Origin of the sequence: Leucobacter sp. OH1287 (assembly GCF_003859945.1) — a bacterium.
In the GTDB taxonomy this organism is placed as follows: domain Bacteria; phylum Actinomycetota; class Actinomycetes; order Actinomycetales; family Microbacteriaceae; genus Canibacter.
In genome coordinates this window covers 1-1,419 of record NZ_RQYM01000029.1, presented here as the reverse complement: position 1 = coordinate 1,419, position 1,419 = coordinate 1, and the positions used below count along the sequence as shown (strand labels likewise).

Annotated in this window: 1 protein-coding gene; it reads right to left on the bottom strand. The window is 50.3% G+C overall.

The features are described from left to right. Window positions 1–45: 45 nt before the first annotated feature. On the bottom strand, window positions 46–1,323 hold the full coding sequence (locus tag EII30_RS08790) for an IS256 family transposase (protein WP_124886966.1): 1,278 nt from the start codon (window positions 1,321–1,323) through the stop codon (window positions 46–48). Window positions 1,324–1,419: the final 96 nt, after the last annotated feature.

Here is a 1,419-nt window from a genome sequence, read left to right as displayed (position 1 = left end):
ATTGGGACTGTCTCATTAAGTGTGTAACTAGCATCCCTGTTACCTCTAGTTTTTCTTTGCTTCCGGCCACCGGTCAGCAAACGTGATAGCAAACGCGTTCAAAGCCGGCGTCCACCTCACCGCCCATCTTACCTGCCCCCTCCCAGTAGGATCTAACGACCGCACCGTCAAATACAAACACTTCAAAGCAGCCTGCTCAGCAGGGAAATGCCCCCGAGCTCTCACAGACCTACGAAAACGCGCGTTCAACGACTCGATCGCGTTCGTAGAAGAAATCACCCGACGTATCTCAGCATCGTAACTTAAAAACGGGATGAACTCTTCCCACGCGTTCTCCCACAACCCTTTAATCGCAGGATACTTACTCCCATACGCGGCAAACAACTCATCCCTGAAAGCCTCCGCGGCAGCCACACTAGGAGCAGTATAGATAGGTTTAAGTAGCCGCCCTATAGCCGCCCAGTCTTTCTTAGCTGAGTAACGGAACGTGTTACGGATCAGATGAATAATACAGGTCTGCACTATCGCCTCTGGCCACACAACCCCCACCGAGTCCGGCAGACCTTTCAACCCGTCACAGACCACGAAGAAAGTATCCTTAATACCACGGTTCTTAAGCTCTGTAAGCACGTTCAACCAATATTTAGCGCCCTCCACCCCGGGAGAAGCCCAAAGACCTAAAACATCCCGGTTACCGTCCAAATCAACGCCGAGAGCAACATAGAACGCCCTGTTAGCAACCTGACCGTCACGCACCTTCACATGGATCGCATCAATGAACACGGCAGCATACACTGCATCCAACGGCCGGTTAGACCATTCCTGCATCTCCGAGACGACTTTATCGGTGATCCGTGAGATTGTTTCTTTAGAAACTTCAGCAGCGTAAATATCTTTGAAATGCGCTGAAATTTCCCCGGTGGTAAGCCCCTTAGCGTAAAGCGATAGCACTACCTCGTCCACACTGGACAGGCGACGCTGCCGCTTTTTTACTATCACCGGTTCGAAAGTACCTTTCCTATCTCTTGGAACGTTAATCTCTACCGGCCCTACCGCGTCTGATAGCACGGTTTTAGCTTTAGTGCCGTTGCGGGTGTTACCTGCTTTACCGTCACTGGTTTTCTCGTGTTTGCTCCTGCCTAGATGCTCGGTCATTTCCTCTTCTAAAGCGGTTTCTAAAACAGCTTTGGTGAACTGTTTTAACAGTCCGTTCGGGCCGGTCAGATCCAGGCCTTTGGCTTTAGCTATTTTCACGAACTCCAGCGCGGCAGCGGTTTGTTCATCGCGCGGGGATGATTTTTTGTCTTTGGGTGTAGGAGACATACTCTCCATTGTTGCAGTATTCATTCGTGTTTTGTCCTTCCTGCTGAACATATCAGCGAGTTGAACCAGTTACACACTTAAATCCACAGTCCCCAA